We start from the raw sequence: 22,127 nt of genomic DNA on the forward strand, positions 1-22,127 counted from the left end.
CTCCGTTTCTCTATTTTCACATGTCTATTTATATTGATAGGTTTATGACTTGAGTTTATCATAAACAAAAACTGTGGGATAAAAATGAAAAGATTATGGGAAATTGTGAAAAAGTGCGGAAAACGGTACACTTCATATTGTATATGAAAGGACTGAGTCGATGGAACAGATTGGATTGATTGGATATGGCAGCATGGCGGATATGATCGCCAGACAGCTGTTGAAACATGAACAAATAAAAGAGAATGAGCTATTTATTGAGACGAGAACGAAGGGGGAGCGGCTGCGGGCACTCATGTCAGATTATCCAAACGTATCGGCTGATCCGTTGGAGAATTGGGCAAATACGTGCCAATTGATTTTGATATGCGTCCCGCCGCTCCATGTCATCGAAACAATGCGCCGTCTGCACCCGTATGTGAACAGAAATACTCACATCGTATCCATAGCTGCCGGTGTGCCGCTGCGTCTTTTGGAGGCAGAAACAGAAGCGGGTATCTCACGTGTTATTCCTGCCATTACGTCCGAAGCAGAAGCTGGCATCTCACTTGTCGTTCACAGTGAAGCACTGGCTGCGGAGAAGAAAGAGCATCTGAATGAATTGTTATCGGTTTTCAGCCGTGTACGAGAAATCAAAGAATCGAATGTTGATGCGGCCAGCAATTTAACGAGCTCGGCACCGGGATTCATAGCTGCAATCTTCGAAGAACTGGCACTGTCTGCCGTCAGAAACAGCAGTCTGTCCAAAGAAGAAGCCTTTGATTTTCTGATTCATTCGCTATACGGAACTGGCAAGATGCTGATCGAAAAAAATATGTCTTTCGAGGAGACGCTGGAACGTGTCGCAACCAAAGGCGGAATAACGGGAGAGGGAGCTGAGGTGATACGCGCCTCTGTGCCGGACGTTTTTGATGAGGTGTTTGAAAGAACCCTGAAAAAATATGAACTGCTTACAGAACAGGTTGGTAAACAGATATGAATCCTTGAAAGAGGATTCTTTTTTTATCACTGAGTGGTTGAGATTTTCCCCAGTTATATTGCATTTTTCCTCTTTTTTTAATATAATTTGTTAGAATATTCATAATTTAGTAAAAAAGGAGGAGCGTTATGAAATTGTACATGTCAGTAGATATGGAAGGTATTTCGGGTCTTCCGGACGATACCTTTGTGGATTCCGGCAAGCGGAATTATGAACGCGGACGGCTTATCATGACTGAAGAAGCAAACTACTGTATTGCTGAAGCGTTTAACAGCGGGTGTACCGAGGTGCTGGTCAATGACAGCCATTCGAAGATGAATAATCTGATGGTTGAAAAGCTTCACCCTGAAGCAGACTTGATTTCTGGTGACGTCAAACCATTTTCAATGGTGGAGGGACTGGATGATACGTTTACAGGCGCTTTGTTTCTCGGTTATCATGCGAGAGCCTCGACTCCCGGTGTCATGTCACACAGCATGATTTTCGGCGTCCGTCATTTTTACATAAACGATCGGCCTGTCGGTGAGCTTGGATTAAATGCATACGTTGCCGGTTATTATGATGTCCCGGTATTAATGGTAGCCGGGGATGACCGGGCGGCGAAGGAAGCGGAAGAGCTTATCCCGAACGTGACGACAGCCGCAGTCAAACAAACCATTTCAAGATCCGCAGTGAAGTGCTTGTCCCCTGCGAAAGCCGGACGGCTGTTGACAGAAAAAACCGCGTTTGCCCTGCAAAACAAGGACAAAGTCAAGCCGCTCACCCCGCCTGACAGGCCAGTTCTGAGCATTGAATTCGCCAATTATGGCCAAGCAGAATGGGCGAATCTGATGCCGGGAACGGAAATCAAGACGGGAACTACAACCGTTCAATTTCAGGCGAAGGACATGCTTGAAGCCTATCAGGCGATGCTTGTCATGACTGAGCTTGCGATGCGGACATCATTCTGCTAAAGGGGTGTTTTAGGCTTTGGCGCGATACATGATAAAGCGTTTTTGGGCAATGGCAGCTACGATTTTGGTGATTACCACCCTGACTTTTGTTCTCATGAAGGTCATTCCCGGATCTCCTTTTAACGAGGAGAGAGGCACAAATGAAGCCGTTCAAAAAAATCTTGAAGCCTACTATCACTTAGACGATCCTCTCATTTTCCAATACATTTTCTACTTAAAATCCATCATTACATTCGATTTCGGACCTTCAATTAAAAAACCGTCGGACAGTGTAAATGATATGCTGGAACGCGGATTTCCCGTTTCCTTTGAGCTTGGGATGACAGCGATTGTCATTGCTGTGATTTCTGGGCTGGTGCTGGGCGTAATCGCTGCACTCCGCCGCAATGGCTTTTTGGACTACGCTGCGATGAGTCTTGCAGTACTCGGCATCTCCATCCCGAATTTTATTCTGGCAACATTGCTCATTCAGCAATTTGCTGTCAATCTCAAACTATTTCCCGCTGCGACATGGACGAGCCCGATTCATATGGTGCTTCCGACCGCAGCGCTTGCTGTAGGGCCAATGGCGATCATTGCCAGGCTGACACGCTCGAGCATGGTTGAAGTTCTGACACAGGATTATATCCGCACAGCAAAAGCAAAAGGGCTTTCTCCGTTCAAAATTATCGTAAAACACGCACTCAGAAATGCACTCATGCCCGTCATTACCGTCCTGGGCACACTCGTCGCCAGCATCTTAACAGGAAGCTTTGTCATTGAAAAAATCTTTGCCATTCCGGGAATGGGAAAATATTTTGTTGAAAGCATTAATCAGCGGGACTATCCCGTGATTATGGGAACGACCGTTTTTTACAGCGTCATTCTGATTATCATGCTGTTTTTGGTCGATTTGGCCTACGGTCTCTTAGACCCGCGCATTAAACTGCATAAGAAAGGGTGAAGCGTGTGAATCTCCCTGTACAAACGGATGAACGCCAGCCAGAACAGCACAATCAGGTGCCTGATGAGTGGTTTGTCTCGAATCAGGAAAAAAATCGGGAAGCCGATTCGGTCAAGCGGCCGAGTTTATCATACACGCAGGATGCCTGGAGGAGGCTGAAAAAAAATAAATTAGCGATGGCCGGACTCTTTATTCTTTTATTTCTTTTTGTCATGGCAGTTATCGGGCCCTTTTTATCGCCCCATAGTGTCGTACGCCAATCGCTGACAGAACAAAATCTTCCGCCCTCAGCCGATCATTGGTTCGGCACCGATGAACTCGGCCGGGATGTGTTTACCCGAACATGGTATGGCGCGAGAATCTCGTTGTTTGTCGGCGTGATGGCAGCACTGATTGATTTTTTGATCGGTGTCATTTACGGAGGCGTTGCCGGCTATAAAGGCGGCAGGATTGACAGCATTATGATGCGGATTATCGAAGTGCTGTACGGCCTGCCGTACCTGCTTGTTGTCATTTTGCTGATGGTGCTCATGGGACCGGGACTGGGCACTATTATTGTGGCGCTGACTGTGACCGGGTGGGTCGGCATGGCGAGAATTGTAAGAGGCCAGGTGCTTCAGATTAAAAATTATGAATATGTACTCGCCTCGAAAACCTTTGGCGCGAAAACCTTTCGCATCATCCGAAAGAATTTGCTGCCGAATACTATGGGGGCGATCATCGTACAAATGACATTAACCGTACCTGCCGCCATATTCGCAGAATCATTTTTAAGCTTTCTCGGCCTCGGCATACAGGCTCCGTTTGCAAGTTGGGGCGTGATGGCGAATGACGGCCTGCCTACGATTTTATCTGGGCATTGGTGGCGCCTGTTTTTTCCGGCCTTTTTCATATCTCTGACGATGTACGCGTTTAATGTGCTGGGGGACGGATTGCAGGATGCGCTTGACCCTAAGCTGAGGAGGTAGCTGTATGGAAAAAGTTCTGTCAGTCCAAAATCTGCACGTGTCTTTTACGACTTACGGCGGGACGGTTCAGGCGGTCAGAGGGGTGAGCTTTGATTTGTATCAAGGAGAAACCTTTGCGATCGTCGGCGAATCCGGCTGCGGCAAAAGCGTTACCTCCCAAAGCATCATGGGCCTGCTTCCGCCTTATTCGGCGAAGGTGACAGACGGCAGCATTCTATTTAAAAACAAAGACCTTTGCCGTCTCTCTGACAAAGAAATGAGAGGTATCAGGGGAGCCGACATTTCTATGATTTTTCAAGACCCGATGACGGCGTTAAACCCTACGCTGACTGTCGGCGACCAGCTGGGGGAAGCGCTATTGCGCCACAAAAAAATGAGCAAAAAAGCGGCACGGAAAGAGGTGCTTTCCATGCTGTCATTGGTTGGTATTCCAGATCCCGAAGAGCGCCTAAAGCAATATCCCCACCAATTCAGCGGCGGCATGAGACAGCGGATTGTCATTGCGATGGCGCTGATTTGCGAGCCTGACATCTTAATTGCGGATGAACCGACCACCGCCCTGGATGTAACCATTCAGGCACAGATTTTAGAGCTGTTTAAAGAGATTCAGAGAAAAACGAATGTGTCTGTCATTCTGATTACACATGATTTAGGGGTCGTTGCCCAGGTAGCTGACAGAGTCGCAGTCATGTATGCGGGGAAAATCGCGGAAATCGGCACGAGAAAAGATATTTTTTATCAGCCGCAGCACCCTTATACAAAAGGACTGCTGGCTTCTGTTCCGCGGCTGGATTTAGATGGCGCTGAGCTGATCCCAATCGACGGAACGCCGCCGGATTTATTTTCGCCTCCGCCGGGCTGCCCGTTTGCCGCCCGCTGTCCGAACAGGATGGTTGTGTGTGACAGGGTGTACCCGGGCCAGACGATCAGATCTGACTCGCACACCGTCAACTGCTGGCTGCAGGATCAACGAGCAGAGCATGCGGTGCTGTCAGGGGATGCGAAGGATTGAACATGAAAAGGGGGAAGAGGATGAAACGAGTGAAAAAGCTATGGGGCATGGGTCTTGCATTAGGACTTTCGTTTGCGCTGATGGGGTGCACAGCAAATGAACAGGCCGGAAAAGAAGGCAGTCATGATAAGGCAAAAACCAGCGGAGAAAAGGTGCTGTATGTAAATAATGAAAATGAACCGACTTCATTCGATCCGCCGATCGGCTTTAATAATGTGTCATGGCAGCCGTTAAATAACATCATGGAGGGGCTGACGCGTCTTGGCAAAGATCATGAGCCCGAGCCGGCAATGGCGGAGAAATGGTCTGTTTCGAAAGATAATAAAACCTACACATTTACGATTCGGGAAAATGCGAAATGGACAAACGGAGATCCTGTAACAGCCGGAGACTTCGAATACGCGTGGAAGCGGATGCTTGATCCGAAAAAAGGCGCTTCATCGGCATTCCTAGGTTATTTTATTGAAGGCGGCGAAGCATATAACAGCGGGAAAGGGAAAAAAGATGATGTGAAGGTGACGGCAAAGGATGATCGAACCCTTGAAGTTACACTGGAAGCACCGCAAAAATATTTTCTGAGCGTTGTGTCCAATCCTGCGTATTTTCCGGTAAATGAAAAGGTCGATAAAGACAATCCAAAGTGGTTTGCTGAGGCGGATACATTTGTCGGAAACGGCCCGTTTAAGCTGACGGAATGGAAGCATGATGACAGCATCACAATGGAGAAAAGCGACACGTATTGGGATAAAGATACAGTGAAACTTGATAAGGTGAAATGGGCGATGGTCAGTGACAGAAATACAGATTACCAGATGTTTCAATCAGGGGAACTTGATACCGCTTATGTCCCTGCTGAGCTGAGTGATCAGCTGCTTGATCAGGATAACGTCAATATTGTTGACCAGGCGGGTCTCTATTTCTATCGATTTAATGTCAACATGGAGCCGTTTCAAAATGAAAACATCAGAAAAGCCTTTGCGATGGCTGTGGATCAAGAGGAAATTGTAAAGTATGTCACGAAAAATAATGAAAAACCGGCGCGCGCCTTTGTATCGCCTGGGTTTACGCAGCCTGACGGCAAAGATTTCCGTGAAGCAGGCGGAGACCTGATCAAGCCTAACGAAAGCAAAGCGAAGCAGCTGCTCGAAAAGGGCATGAAGGAAGAAAACTATAATAAGCTTCCTGCGATCACGCTTACTTACAGCACAAAGCCGGAGCATAAAAAGATTGCCGAAGCTATTCAGCAAAAATTGAAAAATAGCCTTGGAGTCGATGTAAAGCTGGCCAATATGGAATGGAACGTATTTTTAGAGGATCAAAAAGCGCTGAAATTCCAATTCTCTCAAAGCTCATTTTTGCCTGATTACGCGGACCCTATCAGTTTTCTGGAAGCCTTTCAAACGGGAAATTCGATGAACCGCACAGGCTGGGCCAATAAAGAATACGATCAGCTGATCAAACAGGCGAAAAATGAAGCCGATGAAAAAACACGGTACTCTCTTATGCATCAAGCTGAAGAGCTGCTCATCAATGAAGCGCCGATCATTCCGGTTTATTTTTATAATCAGGTTCACCTGCAAAATGAACAAGTAAAAGGAATTGTCCGTCACCCTGTCGGCTATATCGATTTAAAATGGGCAGATAAAAACTGATGGCGGTGATTGAGGAAATACTGCTTCTTTATGCGAAGGAGCGGTATTTTTTCTCTTTCTTGCACGTATACGTAGGGTGCAGAGCAAATGAAAGGAGTGTTTTCGTTGAATTACAAGCCGAAAGCGCTGAAAAAGGGTGATACAGTCGGAGTGATCGCGCCCGCAAGTCCGCCGGATCCAAAAAAGCTTGACACCGCGCTTTTATTTTTAGAAGAGCTCGGTCTTCAGGTAAAGCTGGGCAAGGCGCTGAAAAACCAGCACGGCTATTTAGCGGGACAGGATGATGAGCGGCTGGCGGATCTCCATGAGATGTTCAGAGACGAGGAGGTAAAAGCAGTGTTGTGCGCATGCGGGGGTTTTGGGACAGGACGTATCGCCGCGAGCATTGATTTCAGCTTGATCCGCAAACACCCTAAAATCTTTTGGGGATACAGCGATATTACGTTTTTACATACTGCCATTCATCAAAACACAGGTCTTGTCACCTTCCATGGCCCAATGCTCAGCTCGGATATTGGCCTTGACGACGTTCACCCGCTGACAAAAGCGTCATATAAGCAGCTCTTCCAGGAGACGGAATTCACCTATACAGAAGAGCTTTCTCCGCTGACCACGCTTGTTCCTGGAAAAGCGGAAGGCGAGCTTGTCGGGGGAAATCTGTCTTTGCTGACGTCTACACTGGGCACGCCATTTGAAATTGATACGAGAGGAAAGCTTCTGTTTATTGAAGATATTGACGAGGAGCCTTATCAAATCGACCGGATGCTGAATCAGCTGAAAATGGCGGGGAAGCTGACGGACGCTGCGGGAATTCTAGTTTGTGATTTTCACAATTGTGTCCCGATGAAGCGAGAGAAGTCTCTCTCGCTTGAGCAGGTGCTGGAAGACTATATTATTTCTGCGGGCAGGCCTGCTCTGAGAGGATTTAAAATCGGCCACTGCTCGCCAAGTATTGCCGTTCCGATCGGTGCGAAAGCTGCTATGAATACAGCAGAAAAAACAGTCGTAATAGAGGCAGGCGTTTCAGAAGGGGCGCTGAAGACATGAAAATCATTCGAATCGAAACAAGCCGAATCGCTGTCCCGCTGACAAAGCCGTTTAAAACCGCGCTTCGCACTGTGTATACGGCTGAATCAGTCATAGTAAGGATTACTTATGACAGCGGTGCAGTCGGATGGGGAGAAGCACCCCCGACGTTAGTGATTACAGGAGACAGCATGGATAGCATTGAAAGTGCCATCCACCATGTGTTGAAGCCGGCATTGCTTGGAAAAAGCCTGTCCGGCTGTGAGGCCATTCTGCACGACATCCAGCATCTTCTTACAGGAAATATGAGCGCGAAGGCTGCTGTAGAAATGGCGCTATACGACGGCTGGGCGCAGATGTGCGGGCTGCCGCTTTATCAAATGCTTGGCGGATATCGAGATACGCTGGAAACAGATTATACCGTCAGTGTCAACTCACCTGAAGAGATGGCAGCTGATGCCGAGAATTATCTCAAACAAGGCTTTCAAACGCTGAAAATAAAGGTCGGAAAAGATGATATTGCAACAGATATTGCCCGTATCCAGGAAATCAGAAAACGTGTCGGATCAGCTGTGAAACTGCGTTTAGACGCTAATCAGGGGTGGACGCCGAAGGAAGCGGTAACTGCCATTCGGAAAATGGAGGATGCGGGTCTAGGCATTGAGCTTGTCGAGCAGCCTGTCCATAAAGATGATCTCGCTGGGCTTAAAAAGGTGACAGATGCAACAGATACGCCGATTATGGCTGATGAAAGTGTTTTTACACCGCGCCAGGCGTTCGAAGTTCTGCAAACCCGGAGCGCAGACTTGATCAATATTAAATTGATGAAAGCGGGCGGCATCAGCGGAGCAGAGAAAATTAATGCCATGGCGGAGGCCTGCGGGGTGGAGTGTATGGTCGGCAGCATGATCGAAACGAAGCTGGGCATTACGGCCGCGGCGCATTTTGCGGCAAGCAAGAGAAACATCACACGCTTTGATTTTGACGCGCCGCTGATGCTGAAAACAGATGTATTCAAAGGCGGCATAACATATAGCGGCAGCACGATTTCGATGCCTGGCAAACCGGGCCTCGGAATCACCGGGACTGCGCTTTTGAAAGGGGGAAAAGAGCAATGATGCACACTGTCATATCAGCAGTGGCCAACATCTGGACAGCGCCTGATTCACCGCGTCCGTCTGATCAATTCATGCTTCAACCGACTGTAAGGATCAGAGACTGGCTGGAGCGCATGACGTATGATGAACGGCTTGGATTATGTACAGACAATGTAATCCAAACTCAGGTTCTCTTTGGCGAAAAGGTACTTGTGACGGCGGAACAGGGGGAATGGGTTTCTGTGATCGTGCCTAGCCAGCCATCCCGAAAGGATCCGCGCGGATACCCGGGTTGGATGAAAAAGTACCAGCTGGCAAAATCTATGCCCATCCATTCACAACACGATGTGATGATCAGCAAACCTGCTGCCTTTTTGTACAGAAGCAATGGGGAAAAGGAGATCGAATTAAGCTTTTTGACGGTTCTCCCCTTCATTGCAAAAGAAAACGGATATTTTAAGGTTTCGACCGTTTTGGGAGAAAGGTTTGTGAAGCAAAGTGATGCAGTGCCTGTCAGCCAACAGAAAGGGACTGCTGAAGACATCATTCAAACGGGTGCGTTTTTCCTTGGCCTTCCCTACCTGTGGGGAGGGATCAGCGGGTTTGGGTTTGATTGCTCCGGATTTATGTACAGTATATTTAAGGCAAATGGATACAGCATCCCCCGTGATGCGGGAGATCAGGCTAAGGCGGGGAAGGGTGTCCCGCTTGATGATATGAAAGCCGGTGACCTGCTGTTTTTTGCTTATGAGGAAGGAAAAGGAGCGATTCATCACGTCGGTCTCTCCGTTGGCGGCGGGAAAATGCTTCATTCTCCAAAGACAGGAAAATCAATCGAAATCATTACATTAAAAGACACAACCTATGAAAAAGAACTTTGTGCGGTGCGCCGCTGTTTTTCAGAATAAGGAGGGAGACAAATGACGCCACTGCCTTTATTAGAGGTCAGCCAGCTGAAAATGCATTTTGACGCAGGGAAAAAGCGGACAGTCAAAGCCGTCGACGGGGTCACCTTTCAGATTCGTGAAGGAGAAACGTTCGGGCTAGTCGGGGAATCAGGGTGCGGGAAATCAACCTTGGGGAGAGTGCTGATGCGCCTTTATCAGCCGACAGAAGGAAGCGTGACATACCGCGGCACAAATCTTCATGCACTGAGTGAAAAAGAGCAGTTTGCCTTCAACCGCAAACTGCAGATGATTTTTCAGGACCCTTATGCTTCACTTAACCCGCGCATGACCGTTCGAGAAATTATTTTGGAGCCGATGGAGATTCACAATCTCTACAATACCCATAAAGCGCGGCTTCTCGTCGTGGACGAGCTGCTTGAGGCAGTTGGGCTTCACCCCGATTTTGGCAGCCGTTATCCGCATGAATTCAGCGGCGGGCAAAGGCAAAGAATCGGGATTGCGAGAGCACTGTCGCTGAATCCTGAATTTATCGTGGCGGACGAACCGATTTCTGCACTTGATGTCTCTGTTCAAGCGCAGGTGGTCAACCTGCTGAAGCGGCTTCAAAAAGAGAAAGGGCTTACGTTTTTATTCATTGCCCATGATCTTTCGATGGTGAAGCATATCAGTGACAGGATCGGTGTTATGTACTTAGGACACATGATGGAAATTACAGAGAGCGGCACCTTGTATCGTGAACCGCTCCATCCCTATACAAAGGCGCTTTTGTCCTCGATTCCGATTCCAGATCCTGAATTGGAGGACAAGCGTGAGCGTATTCTCTTAAAAGGAGAGCTGGCGAGCCCGGTCAATCCGCCAAGCGGCTGCGTGTTTCGTACCCGCTGTCCGGAGGCGATGCCTGAATGTGGAGAATCTCGTCCCCAGCTTCAAGAAATTGAACCCGGCCGTTTTGTCGCTTGCCATTTGTATCGAAATGCTGAAACGAAGGAAAAAGTGAGATAAATAAAAAGAGTGGCTCCTTTTTACTAGAGCCACTCCATTTGTTTTATACTTGATGTAAAAACTTTACACAAACCGGGTAAGGGACAGAAACCGTTGATGGGAGGAGTGTCAATCGGCCGGTTTCTTTGTCTCTTTCAAACAAGACAAGGTTGCCTGTTTCTTCATTTGAAGCAACGAGGAACCCTTCCGTTGGGTCAAGTACAAAGTCACGAGGCCAGTTTCCTTCTGTCGACACTCTTTCTACGAAAGCCAGCTCTCCTGAATATTGATTCACTTCAAATACGGCGATACTGTCATGGCCGCGGTTTGCGACATAAACAAAACGTCCGTCCTGCGTGACATGAATTGCGCTTCCCTGGCTGTTATCTGTAAAATCATCAGGGATGGCAGAAACGACTTGGATTTCTCTAAATTCGCCGGCTGTCGGGTTGTATTCAAGCGCAATCACTTCATTGCTTAATTCTGTCATGACATAAGCGTATTTTTCTTTCGGATGAAAAGCGATATGGCGAGGTCCTGCACCGGGAGCGAAGGAATGGCTTCCGGATTCAGTCAACACGCCGTCTTTCAGCTTATAGGTGTACAGCTTATCTATACCTAAATCAACCGCTACCACATAATTGTGTTCAGGTGTGAACCCCGCGTAGTGTGTATGCGGTTTTTCTTGTCTTTCGTGCGGCCCTTTTCCTGTGTGAGCGGCCTCTGAAACAGGTGATTGCAAGCTGCCGTCTTCCTGAACCGGAAAAACGTGTACCTTCCCGCTGTGATAATTGGCAGTCAGGACGAATTGATTTTGATCATCAATGCTTACGTGGCATGGCGAAGGGCCATCAATTAACTGATGATTCAGAAATGTCAATTCGCCGCTGTTTTTATCGATTTGATAGGCAGCAACTCCGCCTTGGCCGTCTGCTTTTTCGATGGAATAAAGGATGGTGTTGTTTTTATTCGGCGCCACATATGTCGGGTTGCCCAGCTTAGCGGCCAGCTTTGGCTCGCTGAGTGCTTTTTTCTCAGTATCAAGCTCAAATGAATAAATTCCTTCGCTTCCGCCTTTTGTATACGTCCCGACATATCCTATGTATTTTGTCATGCGATTTCCCCCTTAAAAATGATGTCACCTCTATATTAACGTATCTTGATAAAATAAGCTGTTCAAAACATGAAAAAGGGGAAGATTCTTCATTCGCCTCGAATCAGCGGCATTGTGCAGCACCTGAAGGAGCCGCCTGATTTAATAATTTCTGACAGGTCAATTTCGATAATGTGATAGCCTCTTTTCGATAGCTGTTGATTGACATGGCGGTTGCCAGGGAGACTGATGATCGTTTTTTTTCCGATTGAAAGGATGTTGGTGCCAAGCGTAAATTGTTCGTCCTCGGGCACCTCAATAAGATCATAACGTTTTGCCAGCATATCGGCTGCATCTGGCTCAATGGCCTGTGGATAAATTAACGCTTCGCTTTCAGATACAATGTTAAATACGCAGTCCAAATGCAAAAATTTTTCATGAAGCTTCACTGGAACGATCGTATATTCAGGAAGTGCCTCTTCCAGCTGGCCGATAGCTGAAATGTCGGTGCGCTGGCTGATTCCGACATAGACAATGTCATCATCGATAATGACGTCTCCGCCTTCAATACTCGTATCAAGCATGCGGGTGTAAGAGATACCTTGGCTGTGAAAAAAATCTTTTATAACGGCTTCTTCTCCTTGGCGAATCGGTTCAGTCATGCTTGACAGAAAGGCTTTTTCTCCGATGACAAATCCTATGTCCCTAGTAAAAACCTGCTCTGGGAGCCCGTCGCGAACGGGTAAAAGGATGACCTCAACGTTGTGTGACCTAAGTGCCTCCACTAAGCGGCTGTGCTGGTCGTTAGCGGTTTTTACATGAATATTGTCATCTTCAAAATGTTTTTGTGTTTCGTTTATAACATCTTTTATGGTCATGTGCTCAGGTTTGCATAAGATCACTTTCTGAAGTGTGCCGTATTCCGTTCGGCATACCGTTTTGTGCTGAGATTTCGGGATGGATACGTCCATTTGTTTTTCCTCCTAAAGTGTGAAGAATACATTTATTATTCCCTCATCATGAAAATCATTAAACCATTTTAAATTTTAGACAAATGGAAGAGAATATTGTTTAATAGGAGAATATAAGTGCATTTAGCTAAAAGATCAGACATCAAAGGGGAGAAAGGTATGGAAACACCGGAAACAAGATTTTGTAAAGAGTCAAAGGTTGTGAAAACCAGCAGGGTGTTCCCGCTTGACACGAACAACCATAATACGCTGTTTGGCGGAAAATTAATGAGCTACATCGATGACATTGCCTCTATTTCCGCGGCGCGCCATTGCAGACGTGAAACCGTAACGGCTTCAATGGATTCTGTAGATTTTTTAAAGCCGATCGGGCAAAAGGATTCTGTCTGCCTAGAGTCATATGTGACATGGGTCGGCACATCTTCCATGGAAGTATTTGTGAAAGTCATTAAGGAGCATTTGATGACTGGCGAACGGGAACTCGCTGCCACATCCTTTTTGACATTTGTCGCATTAGATTCAAATGGCAAGCCGGTGCCTGTGCCGAGAGTTGTACCGGAAACAGAAGAAGAAATCATGCTTCATAATACAGCAGTACAGCGCGCTAATGAACGAAAGAACCGCAAGAAACACAGCCAGGCGCTTGCAAATGCGCTCGGAACTGATAAACCTTGGTGACGTTAAACCCAAAACATAAGTTGTTTTGGGTTTTTTTTGTACTTTTCAATGGTGATTATTACAATGGTTAGTCCGTTTTTGCTAGGGGATTCTATAAAAAAGCAACAAATGTCATGTTAAATTGATAATTTTGTGACAACTTTATTAAAGATTCATTTTAGATATATCTTTTATTCGTAAGATCATGTATTTTAAAGATATATTTTAAATACATCTTTTCGAAAGGATTGTTTATACAATGTTAGATAACAAAACAATCGAAATTATTAAAAGCACTGTACCCGTATTGCAACAGCATGGAGAAACAATCACTGGCCGTTTTTACGATCGGATGTTTCAAGACCATCCAGAGCTTTTGAACATTTTTAATCAAACAAACCAAAAGAAAAAAACACAGCGAACTGCACTGGCAAATGCCGTTATTGCAGCTGCGGCAAACATTGACCAATTAGGAAACATCATTCCGGTTGTCAAACAAATCGGCCACAAGCACCGCAGTATCGGAATTAAGCCTGAGCACTACCCAATCGTCGGTAAATATTTGCTGATTGCGATTAAAGATGTATTGGGAGACGCTGCAACTCCTGACATTATGCAGGCATGGGAAAAAGCGTACGGAGTCATTGCTGACGCGTTCATCGGAATTGAAAAAGACATGTATGAACAGGCTGAAGAGCAAGCCGGCGGCTGGAAGGAGTATAAGCCATTCGTTATCGCAAAAAAAGAGCGGGAAAGCAAAGAAATTACATCCTTCTATTTGAAACCGGAAGACGGCAAGCCGTTACCTGAATTCCAAGCAGGGCAATATATCAGCATCAAAGTGCGGATTCCTGATTCTGAATATACGCATATCCGCCAGTACAGCCTGTCTGATATGCCGGGAAAAGACTATTATCGAATTTCAGTGAAGAAAGATGGTGTCGTGTCTTCCTACTTACACGATGGGCTGCAGGAGGGAGATTCAATAGAGATCAGCGCACCGGCAGGGGACTTTGTTTTAGATCATGCATCACAAAAAGATCTCGTTTTGATCAGTGCCGGAGTTGGCATTACACCAATGATCAGCATGCTGAAAACATCTGTTTCCAAACAGCCTGAACGGCAAATTCTGTTCATTCATGCGGCGAAAAACAGTGAATATCATGCATTGCGCCATGAAGTAGAAGAAGCAGCAAAACATTCTGCTGTTAAAACAGCATTTGTGTATCGCGAGCCGACAGAGGAAGACCGTGCAGGTGATCTGCATTTTCATGAAGGACAGATTGATCAGCAATTCCTCAAAGAACTGATTGCCAACACAGATGCGGATTACTATATTTGCGGTTCACCGTCGTTTATTACGGCAATGCATAAGCTTGTATCAGAGCTCGGATCAGCGCCGGAGTCTATCCATTACGAGCTATTCGGCCCGCAATTAAGTTTGGCGCAGTCCGTTTGAACACATACATGAAACTCTTCTCCTTTCAGAGAAGAGTTTTTTATTGAGATATAAGAAGGCAGACAAGCGCCGGTTTCTACATCCGGACAATCACAGACCCGCCGCCATTTGTGCATACACGGTTTTGCTGTTCTTGCATTGTTCTCAGCAATTCATTGTTTACCTCAATCGCTCTAATTAGTTGCTCCATCCTTAGCTCCAAACCGGCCAGCCTGTCGATTGTTTGCTGCTGGTAGCCCTCGGGTTGGGGAGCCAATGGCAGATCAAAGGGCCAAAGGGCATTCGACTTCTGATTTTTCATATTGCGTATTGCGCCTCCAATCGGTGTCACTTTCTATTATGTTATGTTCAGGCGATATGCACGTTCGCCTAGACACTGATGCATAGAGGGCCTGCCACGGGGCACAATAGGCTCAATATGACCAGCGGATGGAGGTAAAGATCGGTGTTATGGATGGTATGGGTATTTTTACTGAAGCCAGTTATCGTATTTTCGATTGCATATATTTTATTTCGGCTTGCCGGTAAAAAAGCTGTGTCACAAATGAACAATTTTGACCTGCTTTTGACCTTCGCAATCGGAACCATTATCAGTGAGCCGATCCTTACATCCAAGCTGCCGATGTCAATTTATTATGCGGGTGCTTTTTTGGTGCTTTATCTTATCATGAGCAAGCTCTCTTTATCTAATAAATGGCGATGGCTCCTAGTCGTGAGCCCGACTGTCCTAATCCGAAACGGGGATATTGATGAACGCGGCCTTCGTAAAGAAAGGCTGACTGTTAATGAGCTGCTCGGAAAGCTGAGGGAAAAGGGCTATGCCGACCCGGCTGACATTGATCTTGCTATCATTGAAGAAACGGGAGAAGTAAGCGTCATCCCGAAAGAGGAAGCGAGAGCGGTGCAGGTGCGGGATTTGAATATGGAAGCTGAACGGAATTTTATCCCGATTCCGCTCATACTGGATGGCGAAATCCTGGATCATAATTTGAAATATCTCCAAAAAAACCGATCCTGGCTGTTTGAGAAGCTTGAGGAAAAAGGGTACAGCCCCAAACTGCTGTCTTCGATTACCCTTGGCACGATGAATGCACGCGGTGATATATCCCTTGATTTAAATACCGCTAATGAACCGCAGCATGATCCTTACTTATATAAACCGGGAAATAACAATTAAGATGGCTCTCTCTTGTAATGAGAGCTTTTTTCTTTTTTAAAGGGAATTTTTGTTTGGTGTCAAATGTACCTAGTTAGGAGGGGAACTGAACATGAAGGACTTATCCATAAGAAACGACATGGCGCCAACGGTCAGTTTGCTGTATTCCGCAGTGGAAGAAAACAGTCTCCGTCTGGCTTCCATCGTAAGCCATATGACACACAGTGAACTTTACTATAAGGGGCGCTGCCAAACAAAAAACAGCACGGCTCAGCTTTTGCACCATATCACAAATGTTGATATCAGATGGGTCTGGCGTATCAAGGAAAATCGGATACCGGACCATATTGAACAGGCATACGGCCCGATGACAGATGAAAGCGGACGGCTGCCTGAACCGGTGAATCAGCCAGACTTAGATGAACTCCTGAAAAGACATCAGCATGTAGTAGAGGAGTTGAAATCGGTATGCTTCACTTTAACTGAAAATGCTTTGAACCAGCCGCTTTCCTTCGAAGGTGACACCGCGACGATACGATGGGGAATTTGGCATATGGCAGATCATAACCGCTATCATCAGGCACATATTGAAGCTCTCAAAAAAGAATGGAAGCAGGATGTGGCGAAGTATGAATGCTAAAACGAAGCTTGTGACCGATCGAATTCGTTTGCGCTGTATGGAAGATCGGGATCAAGCCACTTTGTTTGGGCTGCTTTTTAATGATCCTGACGTCATGACATATTATTCCGGTTTAAAAGATAAGAGGCAAACCCGCGAGTGGGTCAATTGGAACCAACGAAATGAAAAAGGGTACGGCGTTAGTCTGTGGATCGCCGAAGATAAGCGGACAGGGGAGTTTTTGGGGCAATGCGGCATCGTTCCCCAGCAGATCGAAAATCAAACCGTAATGGAAATTGGATATATGTTTGCCCGCCGCCACTGGGGGAACGGCTATGCGCAAGAAGCGGCTCGGGCCTGTCTGGACTATGGCTTTAACGAGCGGCAGTTCGGCAAAATGACGGCTTTGATTGATCCGGGTAACAAAGCGTCCATACGGGTAGCGGAGAAAATCGGCATGCATTACAGCAAAACGATCAGAAAATGGAATAAACCGATCGCGGTATATGAAAGAAAATCTTACAATTGAAAGATAGAGCTCAGTTTAGTATCATGATATCATGTAAAGTTTTCTAGGGTTCCGCATGTCAATTGACATGGACTGGTCCGAGAGAAAACACATACGCGTAAATAGAAGCGCGTATGCACACGGAGGGAAAAAAGCCCGGGAGAGTCAATCTCATGTGAGACGACTGTCCGGGGTTTTTTTGTTTTCGGAGAATCTTAATAGATAGAAAGGAATGACTCAAAATGAAATGGGGATTGGTCGTGCTTGCCGCTGTTTTCGAGGTTGTTTGGGTGATAGGCTTAAAGCACGCTGACTCAGCCTTAACATGGAGCGGCACTGCCATCGGCATCATATTTAGCTTTTACCTTCTAATGAAGGCGACTCACAGTCTGCCTGTTGGTACCGTGTATGCCGTCTTTACCGGGCTCGGCACAGCGGGAACAGTACTTAGTGAAATCGTTCTTTTTCATGAACCGGTTGGATGGCCGAAGCTATTGTTAATTGGCGTGCTCTTAATCGGTGTAATCGGGTTGAAGCTTGTGACACAGGATGAGACAGAGGAAAAAGGAGGCGAGGCATAATGCTGCACTGGATCAGTTTATTGTGCGCGGGCTGTTTAGAAATGGCCGGCGTGGCCCTTATGAATCAATATGCGAAAGAAAAAAGCGTGAAATGGGTGCTGTTGATCATTGTTGGTTTTGCCGCTTCATTTTCCTTGCTGTCGTACGCAATGGAAACCATTCCGATGGGAACGGCTTACGCGGTCTGGACAGGAATTGGCACCGCCGGCGGGGCGCTTATCGGCATCCTCTTTTACAAGGAGCAGAAAGACGCCAAACGGATCTTCTTTATCGCGTTGATTTTATGCTCAGCAGTTGGTTTAAAAATTCTGTCATAAATTGATTTTTATCAAATCTTCAGTATAATGGATAAATAGTTTAGACTTACAAAGATAAGAGGGATTATTCATGAAATCATATATGACTCAGCGGTTGGACGAATACCGTGACGGAAATGAGGATAAAGGGCGGCTCTTGGTCAGCTGCCCCGATCAGCCGGGTATCGTCTCTGCAGTTTCCGCGTTTTTATTTGAACACGGTGCCAATATTATAGAATCAAATCAATATACGACAGACCCTGAAGGCGGCCGGTTCTTCCTGAGAATCGAATTCGACTGCGCGGGCATTCGTGAGAAAAAAGCATCTCTTCAGGCGGCGTTTGCCTCTGTTGCGGAAAAATTCGACATGATATGGAGCTTAACTTTGGCAAGCGAATTGAAGCGTGTCGCCATTTTTGTATCAAAGGAGCTCCACTGCCTGCATGAGCTGATTTGGGAATGGCAAACCGGCAACCTGATGGCGGAGATCGCTGTTGTCATCAGTAACCATGAGGAAGCGAGAGAGCTGGTTGAGCGCCTGAACATTCCATTCCACTATATGAAAGCGAACAAAGACATCAGAGCGGAAGTCGAAAAGAAGCAGCTTGAACTGCTGGAGCAGTACGATGTTGATGTCATCGTGCTCGCACGCTATATGCAGATTCTAACTCCTGATTTTGTTTCGGCTCATCCGAATCGCATCATCAATATCCACCATTCATTCCTGCCAGCTTTTATCGGTGCGAATCCGTACAAACGGGCCTACGAGCGCGGCGTGAAACTGATCGGTGCGACATCTCATTATGTGACAAACGATCTTGATGAAGGGCCGATCATTGAACAGGATATTGAGCGTGTGGACCACCGCGATAATGCGGAAGCGCTGAAAAACATCGGAAGAACAATTGAGCGCAGCGTGCTTGCCCGTGCTGTGAAATGGCATTTGGAAGACCGTGTCATCGTTCATGAAAATAAAACAATCGTCTTTAACTAGACTGCAAGAGGCCCGCGCAATGCGGGCTATTTTTGATGACAAAAAACCTTGACAAGTGTCTTTTTTCTTTGCATAATATAAAAAAATCATTGAGCGTTGAAGAGGATTAGTAAGCAGACCTTTCTGTGACAGAGAGCAAAATGAATCGCTGAAACATTTTGCCGCATGAAACCTGCCGAACCTGCCTTGGAGTCCTAGGGGGAAAACCTAGGCGCATAACCTGGCGTTACAGGAGAGCGGAGCGTGCACAAGCGCGTTCAATCAAGGTGGTACCACGGAAACCCATTTCGTCCTTATGAATCAGGATGAAATGGGTTTTTTTATTGTAGAAGAGCCGCGGAGGAGAATAAATGAAAAAACAAAGAATAGTAGTGAAAATAGGAAGCAGTTCGCTCACGAATAGCAAAGGAAGCATTGATGAGGCAAAAATCAGAGAGCATGTTCAGGCGATTTCCGTGTTAAAAAAAGCGGGGCATGAAATGATTCTGATTACCTCGGGTGCCGTAGCGGCGGGGTTTTCCAGCCTCGGTTATCCATCCCGTCCCGTTACCATCAAAGGAAAACAGGCGGCGGCCGCGGTCGGACAAACACTGTTAATGCAGCAATATATGAATCAATTTAAACAATACTCACTGACTCCGGGACAAATCCTTTTAACGAGAAATGATTTTTCGAAAAGAGAACGGTACCGAAACGCGTATGCTACGATAATGGAATTATTAGAGCGCGGCGTCATTCCGATTATCAACGAGAACGATTCTACCTCTGTTGAAGAATTGACATTCGGAGATAATGATATGCTTTCTGCGTTAGTCAGCGGATTGATTCACGCGGACCAGCTCATGATTCTCACCGACATTAACGGACTGTATGATGCCAATCCAAATGAAAATCCTGAGGCGAAACGATTTGATTATTTGCCGGAGATCACGCCTGAATTGCTTGGATATGCAGGTTCAGCTGGATCAAAGGTCGGCACCGGCGGAATGAAATCAAAGCTGTTAGCCGCACAAACCGCGCTGTCTCTGGGAGTGAAAGTATTCATTGGAACAGGCAGCGGAGAGCAAAAACTTGCGGACATTTTGGACGGCAGGGGAGACGGCACTTATATCGGAGACAAAGAACTATCTTCGGTTAACAACACAAGGCAGTGGATTCAGTTCCACTCGCCGATATCGGGAGAAATTATCATTGATGCGGGTGCCGAAGAGGCGATGATCCATAATGGAAGCAGCCTTTTGCCCGCTGGCGTTGTGGGTGTGAACGGAAGCTTTCCGAAAGGGGCGGTTGTGGAAGTCAGGGGACCGGGCGGCGTGATCGGCAAAGGCCAAACCCATTACTCCTCTGAGGAGATTATGGAGGCCAAGGGCAAACGCAGTGACGAACTTGATTTTGAGAAAACGTTTGAGGTTATTCATAGGAATGACTGGGTCAATGTAAAAGACTAGGAGGCGGAAAAATGAGTGAAGTTTCTGTAAAAGCGAAGCTGGCGAAAGAAGCAGCAGCCGAAATGATCATGAAAACAACAGCCGAGAAGGATGAGGCGCTCAGCCTCATTGCAAACGGACTCCGCAAAGAACTGGATTTTCTCTTGGCGGAGAATGCAAAAGACATTGTGAACGGAAAAGAGAATGGTTTAACACCGGACATCATTGACCGTCTCACATTGGATGAGAAACGTATACGCGATATCTCGGACGCGGTGGAGCTCTTAATCGACTTAGCGGACCCAATCGGCGACTCTCTTGAAACGATTGAAAAAGAAAACGGCCTGTTTATTGAAAAAATCCGTGTGCCGCTTGGTGTCGTAGGAATGATTTATGAGGCGAGGCCAAACGTCACAGTTGATGCGGCTACCCTTTGCCTGAAGACAGGGAACGCGGTTGTGCTGCGGGGAAGCTCCTCAGCCATCCACAGCAACAAAGCGCTCGTCAGTGTCATTCACAGAGCACTTGAGCAATCAGCGCTTCCGATTCACGCTGTGCAGCTGATTGAGGATACGAGCAGAGAGACAGCAAAAGAGCTCTTTACGTTAAATGATGGTTTAGACGTATTGATTCCGCGCGGAGGCAAGAAACTGATTGATCTCGTTGTGAGAGAATCAACAGTTCCTGTATTAGAAACGGGAGCAGGAAACTGCCACATATTCATTGACGAAACAGCCAAACCGCAAATGGCAGAAAAGGTTGTCGTAAATGCCAAAACGCAGCGCCCTTCCGTATGCAACGCGATTGAATCATTGCTGATTCACAAGGCTTGGGCAAGACAGCACGGGAAAGAATTGCTGGACCAGCTGGAAAACGCGGGAGTTGAAATTCGGGGTGATGAATTGGTGTGTGAACTTCATCCTTCAAGCAAACAAGCATCAAAAGAAGATTGGGAAACCGAATTTTTAGCGCCTGTCCTCAGTGTAAAGACGGTTGAAAACGTCCAAGAAGCTGTGAAGCATATCCAACAATACGGCACCAATCATTCTGAAGCGATTTTAACTGAAAATGACAAAAACGCGGCATATTTTCAAACGGCTGTCGATGCTGCCGCTGTCTATCATAACGCGTCAACCCGCTTTACCGACGGCTTTGAATTCGGCTACGGAGCCGAAATCGGCATCAGCACGCAAAAGCTTCATGCAAGAGGACCGATGGGGCTTCCTGCACTGACTTCTACAAAATACATCATTAAAGGAACTGGGCAAATCCGTGAATAGCGGGGCAATGTTCAATAAAAAAGCTTATCTCATTACGAGATAAGCTTTTTTATACGAGAAAAATTGACATTTCAAATTTAATTGTATACAATTAAATTGTATAAAACGTATTGGAGGAATGAAAAATGAGTCAGCCATTATTTACAGCAACTGTTTCAGCGGTAGGAGGAAGAGAAGGAAAGGTCATTTCATCAGACCGCGTTCTTGAGCTTGATGTCGCAATGCCGGGGACACCGAGAGCCAAGAAATTAGAAAAAGCGACAAATCCAGAGCAGCTGTTTGCAGCAGGTTATGCAGCTTGCTTTGACAGCGCTCTGCAGCTTGTTGCAAGAACAGAACGGGTAAAAGTAGAGACAGAGGTTACAGCGAATGTAAGTCTGTTAAAGGATGAAGCGGACCAAGGTTACAAGCTTGGTGTGACGCTGCAAGTAAAAGGAGAAGGAGTCAGTGCATTAGAATTGGAGGCGCTTGTGAAAAAAGCGCACGGCGTCTGCCCGTATTCAAAAGCAACCTCCGGAAATATTGATGTGACACTTGAAGTTGCTGAATAAATAAAAAGAGGATGCC

Annotated in this window: 24 protein-coding genes, 1 riboswitch and 1 other annotated feature; of the genes, 21 read left to right on the forward strand and 3 right to left on the reverse strand. The window is 46.5% G+C overall.

All coding sequences use genetic code 11. The features are described 5' to 3' along the window. Positions 1–160: 160 nt before the first annotated feature. The 10 genes from proG (at position 161) to QF06_RS05515 (ending at position 10,540) form a co-directional block, all read left to right on the forward strand. Positions 161–979 (forward strand): pyrroline-5-carboxylate reductase ProG, encoded by an 819-nt coding sequence (gene proG, locus QF06_RS05470; RefSeq protein ID WP_015715750.1) that lies wholly within the window; start codon positions 161–163, stop codon positions 977–979. 128 nt (positions 980–1,107) lie between these two features. Further along, positions 1,108–1,932 (forward strand): D-aminopeptidase DppA, encoded by an 825-nt coding sequence (dppA, locus tag QF06_RS05475; protein WP_014479576.1) that lies wholly within the window; start codon positions 1,108–1,110, stop codon positions 1,930–1,932. Between the two features lie 16 nt (positions 1,933–1,948). Continuing rightward, entirely contained in the window at positions 1,949–2,875 is a 927-nt protein-coding gene (gene dppB, locus QF06_RS05480; protein WP_003245446.1) for a dipeptide ABC transporter permease DppB, read from the forward strand. Between the two features lie 5 nt (positions 2,876–2,880). Then, complete coding sequence (gene dppC, locus QF06_RS05485; RefSeq protein ID WP_014476568.1) at positions 2,881–3,843, forward strand: dipeptide ABC transporter permease DppC; 963 nt, start codon at positions 2,881–2,883, stop codon at positions 3,841–3,843. Between the two features lie 4 nt (positions 3,844–3,847). Continuing rightward, positions 3,848–4,855, forward strand: a complete 1,008-nt coding sequence (dppD, locus tag QF06_RS05490; protein ID WP_015715751.1) for a dipeptide ABC transporter ATP-binding subunit DppD — start codon at positions 3,848–3,850, stop codon at positions 4,853–4,855. A 2-nt stretch (positions 4,856–4,857) separates the two neighbouring features. Next, entirely contained in the window at positions 4,858–6,507 is a 1,650-nt protein-coding gene (gene dppE, locus QF06_RS05495) for a dipeptide ABC transporter substrate-binding protein DppE (RefSeq protein WP_076457954.1), read from the forward strand. 87 nt (positions 6,508–6,594) lie between these two features. After that, complete coding sequence (locus QF06_RS05500) at positions 6,595–7,554, forward strand: S66 peptidase family protein (RefSeq protein ID WP_041850921.1); 960 nt, start codon at positions 6,595–6,597, stop codon at positions 7,552–7,554. Beyond that, a complete protein-coding gene (gene ykfB / locus QF06_RS05505) occupies positions 7,551–8,651 on the forward strand; it encodes an L-Ala-D/L-Glu epimerase (protein ID WP_038829053.1) in 1,101 nt (366 codons plus the stop codon). Before QF06_RS05500 ends, ykfB begins: the two co-directional genes overlap by 4 nt. Continuing rightward, the gene (gene eepC, locus QF06_RS05510; protein ID WP_041850920.1) at positions 8,648–9,538 is read left to right on the forward strand and encodes a gamma-D-glutamyl-L-lysine dipeptidyl-peptidase; all 891 of its coding nucleotides are present in this window, start codon (positions 8,648–8,650) and stop codon (positions 9,536–9,538) included. The genes ykfB and eepC overlap by 4 nt, the downstream gene beginning before the upstream one ends. A 12-nt stretch (positions 9,539–9,550) precedes the next feature. Beyond that, on the forward strand, positions 9,551–10,540 hold the full coding sequence (locus QF06_RS05515) for an ABC transporter ATP-binding protein (protein ID WP_041850919.1): 990 nt from the start codon (positions 9,551–9,553) through the stop codon (positions 10,538–10,540). Positions 10,541–10,583: 43 nt separating this feature from the next. Here QF06_RS05515 and pgl read toward each other — a convergent pair whose 3' ends face one another. Together pgl and QF06_RS05525 are read right to left on the reverse strand one after the other, a co-directional pair. Further along, positions 10,584–11,633 (reverse strand): 6-phosphogluconolactonase, encoded by a 1,050-nt coding sequence (gene pgl / locus QF06_RS05520; RefSeq protein ID WP_038829049.1) that lies wholly within the window; start codon positions 11,631–11,633, stop codon positions 10,584–10,586. 89 nt (positions 11,634–11,722) lie between these two features. Continuing rightward, the gene (locus QF06_RS05525) at positions 11,723–12,583 is read right to left on the reverse strand and encodes a dimethylarginine dimethylaminohydrolase family protein (protein WP_041850918.1); all 861 of its coding nucleotides are present in this window, start codon (positions 12,581–12,583) and stop codon (positions 11,723–11,725) included. 159 nt (positions 12,584–12,742) lie between these two features. On the opposite strand from QF06_RS05525, the gene QF06_RS05530 reads away from it, so the two are divergent. Next, entirely contained in the window at positions 12,743–13,261 is a 519-nt protein-coding gene (locus tag QF06_RS05530; protein WP_003232595.1) for an acyl-CoA thioesterase, read from the forward strand. Positions 13,262–13,499: 238 nt separating this feature from the next. Further along, positions 13,500–14,699, forward strand: a complete 1,200-nt coding sequence (gene hmpA, locus QF06_RS05535) for an NO-inducible flavohemoprotein (RefSeq protein ID WP_003232593.1) — start codon at positions 13,500–13,502, stop codon at positions 14,697–14,699. 76 nt (positions 14,700–14,775) lie between these two features. Here hmpA and QF06_RS05540 read toward each other — a convergent pair whose 3' ends face one another. Next, a complete protein-coding gene (locus tag QF06_RS05540) occupies positions 14,776–15,000 on the reverse strand; it encodes a hypothetical protein (protein ID WP_015715758.1) in 225 nt (74 codons plus the stop codon). Between the two features lie 144 nt (positions 15,001–15,144). On the opposite strand from QF06_RS05540, the gene QF06_RS05545 reads away from it, so the two are divergent. The 9 genes from QF06_RS05545 to QF06_RS05585 all read left to right on the forward strand — a co-directional run bounded on the left by QF06_RS05545 (position 15,145) and on the right by QF06_RS05585 (position 22,111). Then, positions 15,145–15,876: a DUF421 domain-containing protein gene (locus tag QF06_RS05545; RefSeq protein ID WP_015715759.1), complete on the forward strand. Its 732-nt coding sequence runs from the start codon at positions 15,145–15,147 to the stop codon at positions 15,874–15,876. 91 nt (positions 15,877–15,967) lie between these two features. Continuing rightward, a complete protein-coding gene (locus tag QF06_RS05550; protein ID WP_015715760.1) occupies positions 15,968–16,495 on the forward strand; it encodes a DinB family protein in 528 nt (175 codons plus the stop codon). Further along, complete coding sequence (locus QF06_RS05555) at positions 16,485–17,003, forward strand: GNAT family N-acetyltransferase (protein WP_015252243.1); 519 nt, start codon at positions 16,485–16,487, stop codon at positions 17,001–17,003. Before QF06_RS05550 ends, QF06_RS05555 begins: the two co-directional genes overlap by 11 nt. Before the next feature lie 32 nt (positions 17,004–17,035). Next, positions 17,036–17,147: riboswitch (guanidine-I (ykkC/yxkD leader) on the forward strand. A 77-nt stretch (positions 17,148–17,224) separates the two neighbouring features. Further along, a complete protein-coding gene (gene ykkC, locus QF06_RS05560) occupies positions 17,225–17,563 on the forward strand; it encodes a multidrug efflux SMR transporter subunit YkkC (protein ID WP_003232583.1) in 339 nt (112 codons plus the stop codon). Beyond that, positions 17,563–17,880 carry a multidrug efflux SMR transporter subunit YkkD gene (gene ykkD, locus QF06_RS05565; RefSeq protein ID WP_015252242.1) on the forward strand — a complete coding sequence of 106 codons (318 nt, stop codon included), beginning with the start codon at positions 17,563–17,565 and terminating at the stop codon, positions 17,878–17,880. Before ykkC ends, ykkD begins: the two co-directional genes overlap by 1 nt. Positions 17,881–17,950: 70 nt before the next feature. Next, a complete protein-coding gene (gene purU, locus QF06_RS05570; RefSeq protein WP_043940106.1) occupies positions 17,951–18,853 on the forward strand; it encodes a formyltetrahydrofolate deformylase in 903 nt (300 codons plus the stop codon). Positions 18,854–18,940: 87 nt separating this feature from the next. Next, positions 18,941–19,151, forward strand: a binding site (T-box leader). Positions 19,152–19,203: 52 nt separating this feature from the next. Then, positions 19,204–20,301: a glutamate 5-kinase gene (gene proB, locus QF06_RS05575; protein WP_014479591.1), complete on the forward strand. Its 1,098-nt coding sequence runs from the start codon at positions 19,204–19,206 to the stop codon at positions 20,299–20,301. Positions 20,302–20,312: 11 nt separating this feature from the next. Further along, positions 20,313–21,560 (forward strand): glutamate-5-semialdehyde dehydrogenase, encoded by a 1,248-nt coding sequence (gene proA / locus QF06_RS05580; RefSeq protein ID WP_043940107.1) that lies wholly within the window; start codon positions 20,313–20,315, stop codon positions 21,558–21,560. A gap of 125 nt (positions 21,561–21,685) precedes the next feature. Continuing rightward, positions 21,686–22,111 (forward strand): organic hydroperoxide resistance protein, encoded by a 426-nt coding sequence (locus QF06_RS05585; RefSeq protein ID WP_041333815.1) that lies wholly within the window; start codon positions 21,686–21,688, stop codon positions 22,109–22,111. Positions 22,112–22,127: the final 16 nt, after the last annotated feature.

Origin of the sequence: Bacillus sp. YP1, from assembly GCF_000877815.1 — a bacterium.
Taxonomy (GTDB): domain Bacteria; phylum Bacillota; class Bacilli; order Bacillales; family Bacillaceae; genus Bacillus; species Bacillus subtilis.

What these genes read in the sequence shown, in the direction of transcription:
- proB (WP_014479591.1), top strand. Translation starts at nt 19,204, where the DNA reads ATGAAAAAACAAAGAATAGTAGTGAAAATAGGAAGCAGTTCGCTCACG.
- QF06_RS05530 (WP_003232595.1), top strand. Translation starts at nt 12,743, where the DNA reads ATGGAAACACCGGAAACAAGATTTTGTAAAGAGTCAAAGGTTGTGAAA.
- dppA (WP_014479576.1), top strand. Translation starts at nt 1,108, where the DNA reads ATGAAATTGTACATGTCAGTAGATATGGAAGGTATTTCGGGTCTTCCG.
- proA (WP_043940107.1), top strand. Translation starts at nt 20,313, where the DNA reads ATGAGTGAAGTTTCTGTAAAAGCGAAGCTGGCGAAAGAAGCAGCAGCC.
- QF06_RS05525 (WP_041850918.1), bottom strand. Translation starts at nt 12,583, where the DNA reads ATGGACGTATCCATCCCGAAATCTCAGCACAAAACGGTATGCCGAACG.
- QF06_RS05555 (WP_015252243.1), top strand. Translation starts at nt 16,485, where the DNA reads ATGAATGCTAAAACGAAGCTTGTGACCGATCGAATTCGTTTGCGCTGT.
- purU (WP_043940106.1), top strand. Translation starts at nt 17,951, where the DNA reads ATGAAATCATATATGACTCAGCGGTTGGACGAATACCGTGACGGAAAT.
- hmpA (WP_003232593.1), top strand. Translation starts at nt 13,500, where the DNA reads ATGTTAGATAACAAAACAATCGAAATTATTAAAAGCACTGTACCCGTA.
- proG (WP_015715750.1), top strand. Translation starts at nt 161, where the DNA reads ATGGAACAGATTGGATTGATTGGATATGGCAGCATGGCGGATATGATC.
- ykkC (WP_003232583.1), top strand. Translation starts at nt 17,225, where the DNA reads ATGAAATGGGGATTGGTCGTGCTTGCCGCTGTTTTCGAGGTTGTTTGG.
- QF06_RS05540 (WP_015715758.1), bottom strand. Translation starts at nt 15,000, where the DNA reads ATGAAAAATCAGAAGTCGAATGCCCTTTGGCCCTTTGATCTGCCATTG.
- QF06_RS05585 (WP_041333815.1), top strand. Translation starts at nt 21,686, where the DNA reads ATGAGTCAGCCATTATTTACAGCAACTGTTTCAGCGGTAGGAGGAAGA.
- dppD (WP_015715751.1), top strand. Translation starts at nt 3,848, where the DNA reads ATGGAAAAAGTTCTGTCAGTCCAAAATCTGCACGTGTCTTTTACGACT.
- eepC (WP_041850920.1), top strand. Translation starts at nt 8,648, where the DNA reads ATGATGCACACTGTCATATCAGCAGTGGCCAACATCTGGACAGCGCCT.
- ykfB (WP_038829053.1), top strand. Translation starts at nt 7,551, where the DNA reads ATGAAAATCATTCGAATCGAAACAAGCCGAATCGCTGTCCCGCTGACA.
- pgl (WP_038829049.1), bottom strand. Translation starts at nt 11,633, where the DNA reads ATGACAAAATACATAGGATATGTCGGGACGTATACAAAAGGCGGAAGC.
- QF06_RS05550 (WP_015715760.1), top strand. Translation starts at nt 15,968, where the DNA reads ATGAAGGACTTATCCATAAGAAACGACATGGCGCCAACGGTCAGTTTG.
- dppE (WP_076457954.1), top strand. Translation starts at nt 4,858, where the DNA reads ATGAAAAGGGGGAAGAGGATGAAACGAGTGAAAAAGCTATGGGGCATG.
- ykkD (WP_015252242.1), top strand. Translation starts at nt 17,563, where the DNA reads ATGCTGCACTGGATCAGTTTATTGTGCGCGGGCTGTTTAGAAATGGCC.
- QF06_RS05500 (WP_041850921.1), top strand. Translation starts at nt 6,595, where the DNA reads ATGAAAGGAGTGTTTTCGTTGAATTACAAGCCGAAAGCGCTGAAAAAG.
- QF06_RS05515 (WP_041850919.1), top strand. Translation starts at nt 9,551, where the DNA reads ATGACGCCACTGCCTTTATTAGAGGTCAGCCAGCTGAAAATGCATTTT.